The organism is Leisingera sp. F5 (assembly GCF_001593695.1).
The window spans coordinates 1-3,829 of record NZ_LUKH01000209.1 but is presented as its reverse complement, the minus strand read 5'-3'; the positions used below and the strand labels follow the sequence as shown (position 1 = coordinate 3,829).

Annotated in this window: 5 protein-coding genes; 3 read left to right on the top strand and 2 right to left on the bottom strand. The window is 61.8% G+C overall.

The genetic code is table 11. The features are described 5' to 3' along the window. The coding region (locus A2I95_RS27470) for an aminomethyltransferase family protein (RefSeq protein WP_291735019.1) at positions 1-842 on the top strand (842 nt) is incomplete at its 5' end. Beyond that, complete coding sequence (locus tag A2I95_RS27465; RefSeq protein ID WP_291735016.1) at positions 835-1,416, top strand: sarcosine oxidase, gamma subunit; 582 nt, start codon at positions 835-837, stop codon at positions 1,414-1,416. The genes A2I95_RS27470 and A2I95_RS27465, both read left to right, overlap by 8 nt. Positions 1,417-1,451: 35 nt before the next feature. Here the strand turns inward: A2I95_RS27465 and A2I95_RS27460 are convergent, their stop codons facing one another. Further along, the gene (locus A2I95_RS27460; RefSeq protein WP_291735015.1) at positions 1,452-2,396 is read right to left on the bottom strand and encodes a LysR family transcriptional regulator; all 945 of its coding nucleotides are present in this window, start codon (positions 2,394-2,396) and stop codon (positions 1,452-1,454) included. 100 nt (positions 2,397-2,496) lie between these two features. Here A2I95_RS27460 and A2I95_RS27455 point away from each other — a divergent pair, with 100 nt between their 5' ends. After that, positions 2,497-3,486 (top strand): sterol desaturase family protein, encoded by a 990-nt coding sequence (locus tag A2I95_RS27455; RefSeq protein ID WP_291735013.1) that lies wholly within the window; start codon positions 2,497-2,499, stop codon positions 3,484-3,486. On the opposite strand, the gene A2I95_RS27450 is transcribed toward A2I95_RS27455, so the two are convergent. After that, positions 3,474-3,829 (bottom strand): type 1 glutamine amidotransferase (locus A2I95_RS27450; protein ID WP_367152771.1); only part of this gene is annotated, 356 nt, incomplete at its 5' end. The genes A2I95_RS27455 and A2I95_RS27450 overlap by 13 nt on opposite strands.

The following is a 3,829-nucleotide window of genomic DNA, read 5'->3' as shown; positions in this document are numbered from 1 at the left end:
ATCATTTCGTGGTGACCACCACCACCGCCAACGCAGTTCTGGTCTACCGCAACATGGAATTTGCGCGCCAGTGCCTGTTCCCTGACATGGATGTGCAGCTGATCTCGACCACCGAGGCATGGGCGCAGTTCGCGGTGGCCGGTCCTAATGCCCGCAAGCTGCTGCAAAAGGTCGTAGACCCGGAGTTCAACATTTCGAACGAAGCGTTTCCGTTCATGGGCTGCGGTGAAGTCACCGTCGCGGGCGGCTGCCGGGCGCGGCTGTTCCGGATCTCCTTCTCGGGCGAGCTGGCCTATGAGATTGCAGTTCCGACCCGTTACGGCGATGCGATGATCCGCAAGCTGATGGAAGCGGGCGAGGAGTTCGGCGCGGTGCCCTATGGCACCGAGGCGCTGGGCGTGATGCGGATCGAAAAGGGCCATGCGGCGGGCAACGAGCTGAACGGGACGACTTCGGCGCTGAACCTTGGCATGGGCCGGATGGTCAGCAAGAAAAAGGACTGTATCGGCAATAAACTGAGCGAACGCGAAGGCATGAACCAGGAGGATGCGCTGAAGCTGGTGGGCTTCAAGCCGGTGAATGCTGCCGATCCAGTGCCGGCCGGGTCGCATCTGATGAATGCCGATGGCGAGGTCAGCGCGGCCACCGATCAGGGCTATATCACCTCTGCCGCCTATTCGCCGGTGCTGGGCTGTTCGATCGGGATCGGCTTCCTGAAGCGCGGCGACGCCCGCAAGGGCGAGGTGATCCGCGCGGTCAACCCGCTGGAGGGCAAGGAAGTCCAAGTCGAAGTTGTCAGCGCGCATTTTGTGGATCCGGAAGGGGAGCGTCTCCGTGGGTAAGTTCGATAATCATGGTCTGAATGCGGTCTCTCCCCTGGGCGGGTCTGAGCCGCAGGTGGATGCCTTTGCGGGCCTCTTGATCCGCGAGGTGACGGACCGGGCGTTGGCCTCCTTGAGTGCGCGCCAAGGCCGTGAAGACGCGGTGAAATCCGCGGCGGCGTCCTATCTGGGCGGGGCTCTGCCTGAGCCTGCGAGCTGGAACGCAAACGGTGAGTTTGCCGCCTGGTGGATGGGGCCGGATCTGTGGATGGTCTCAGCCCCGCATGATAGCCACGAGCTGCTGGCGGCTGAGCTGAAGGACGCGGTTGGTGAGGCCGGTTCCGTGGTGGAGCAGACCGACGGCTGGTGCCGTTTCGACATGGAAGGGGGCCGTTGCTTTGACGTGCTGGAACGGCTGTGCAATGCCGATATCCGCGCGGGCAAGCCGGGCGATGCCACCCGCACCTCCATGGAGCATCTGGGCGTCTTCTTGCTGTGCCATGAGGCGGGGCAGAAATACTCGATCGTGGGGCCGCGCAGCTCCGCCGGGTCGCTGCATCACGCGCTGGTGGGGGCGGCGCAATCGGCGATTTAAGGCTCCAAATAGGTGAAATTGGCAGGCGCTCCGAGTTACGGGGCGCCTGTTTTCTTTGGCGGCAGCACGATGAACTCGGCGGCGGCAGGGCTGGCGGCCCAATTCTGGCAGGCCTGGGCAAAGGCGCTGGTGATGCGGCGCGGGTTGCTGCGGTTGTAGCCCACCGCCAGCGACAGCGGGGTGCCGCCGTCCGCAATGGGCCGCACCGCCAGCGGCTGGCCGCCATAGCTGAGATCGGTGGCGGGGCACATGTTCAGGATGGCGCAGCCGTGGCCGGCCGCCACCATGGCGCGGACCATCTCGGTGGTATTGGCCTGCACGATAGTCTCGGGGCGGCGGGTGAGGCCGGCAAACAGGCGCAACTGGTAGTCGGTGACCATCGGGCGGTTCAGGGCGATCAGCGGTTCGGCGGCCAGATCGGCGAGGCTGAGGACTTCGCTTTCCGCCAGCGGATGGGCAGGGTGGAGCAGCGCGTAAGGCGGTGCCTGCAGCAGCATGTCGTAGTCGATATGCGGGTGGCTCCCGTCCGGAACAAACAGGACGGCGTCATAGCGGCCGTCCTGCAAGCCGGCCTGTGCGGCATCGTTGTGGCATTCCTCCAGCTCCAGAGTGATCTGATGGCGCGGCGCCAGGAAGGGTGCGAGGATTTGCGGCAGAAAGCCGGGGGCCACGGGTGCGTAGTAGCCCAGGCGGAAGCTGCCGGTGAACTCCTGCTTCAGCTCGGCGCCTTCGGCCAGGAGGGTGTCATAATCTTCCAAGAGGCGGGTGAACTTGCGGGCCATGTCCCGGCCTGCGCGGGTGGGTTCGATACCGCGGGCACGGTGGCGGGTGATGAGCTGCAGCTGAAACTGCGCCTCGATCTGGCTGATGGCCGCGGAAATGGCCGAGGCCGCCACATGCAGCTCCTCCGCGGCGCCGCTGATGCTGCCGTGCTGCAGGGCAGCGGTGAAATAGCGCATGGCTTTGAGGGTAATGGGCATCTCTTCCTCTGATTTTCAGAGGAAGGTTAGCGAAATATTCTGTTTTTCAAAGATGAAAAACCGCGGCACCTTAAGGCCGACCTGAATGAAGGATGCACAGATGCCTGAAAAAGAGCTGAAGGGCTGGAACCACCTTCCACCGTTGCCGTTGCAAACCTCGCCGCTGTTTCAATGGCCGCCGCGCCCGGTGGCAGCGCTGAAGTGGTGGCTGAACGGCTGGTTCCTGATCTCGGAAAAGCTGATCATCGCGGCGATTGCGCTGATATCGTTCCACTGGTTTCAGCCGCCGCTGGAAGAAAGCCAGAGCTTGTCGCTCAGCTGGATTGCCCCGATGTACCTGCGCAATCTGGTGCTGATGGGCGCGGTGGCCGGGCTGCTGCATCTCTATTTCTACACGTTTACCGTGCAAGGGAAGCGGCTAAGGTATGATCTCCGGCCGCTGATGAAGAATGGCCGACAGTTCACGCTGGGGGGCCAGATCCGGGACAATGTGTTCTGGACCATGACCAGCGGAGTGTTCTTCTGGACCGCCTATGAGGTGCTGATGTTCTGGGCGATGGCCAATGGCTATGCTCCGATGATTACCTGGGCGGCGCATCCGGTCTGGTTTGTGGCGCTGTTCTGGCTGATCCCGATCTGGGAGAGCTTCTATTTCTACTGGATCCACCGGCTGCTGCATGTGCCGTTCTTTTTCAAACGCGTGCACGCGCTGCATCACCGCAACATCAACGTCGGCCCCTGGTCCGGCATGTCGATGCATCCGGTGGAGCATCTGATTTTCCTCGGCTCGGTGCTGATCCACTGGGTGGTAGCGGCGCATCCGGTGCATATCCTGTATCACCTGCAGTTCAACGTGCTGACCGCAGCGACCACCCATACCGGGTTCGAGGGGCTGCTGATGAAGGGCAGGAACCGGCTGAGCCTGGGCACCTTTCATCACCAGATGCACCACCGCTATTTCGAGTGCAATTACGGCTCGCTGGAGGTTCCCTGGGATAAGGTTTTCGGCTCGTTCCATGATGGCACGGTGGAGGCGGATGCGGTTATGAAGGAGAGACGCAAACAGATCATGGCTGATCAGCCGGGCTGAACGGTGTCCAAGAAATTCGCAAACACTTGGCGGGCGTTTTCATGCATAGCGCCTTGGATAGTATCAAATCTGGATTGGAACCTGTCCACCCCGTCTTCGCCCAAAGCTGCGACAAGTGCGTTGCGGTAGGCCGGAATCGCGTTCCAGTTCCTGATGGTGTCTGCTTCGGCTTCAATATGGAATTGCATTGACCAGGCATTCGAATTGATGCGCATGGCTTCGACCGCGCACCTGGGAGAACTGACAAGAACAGTTGCGCTCTCGGGTGGTTGTGCAACTTCAACGCCATGCCATTGCAGAACCGGAAGGCTGTTCGGCAGGCTCTTGAGCAAGGGATCCATCA

Coding starts and splice junctions, on each gene's coding strand:
- A2I95_RS27460 (WP_291735015.1), bottom strand. CDS start 2,396: ATGCCCATTACCCTCAAAGCCATGCGCTATTTCACCGCTGCCCTGCAG.
- A2I95_RS27455 (WP_291735013.1), top strand. CDS start 2,497: ATGCCTGAAAAAGAGCTGAAGGGCTGGAACCACCTTCCACCGTTGCCG.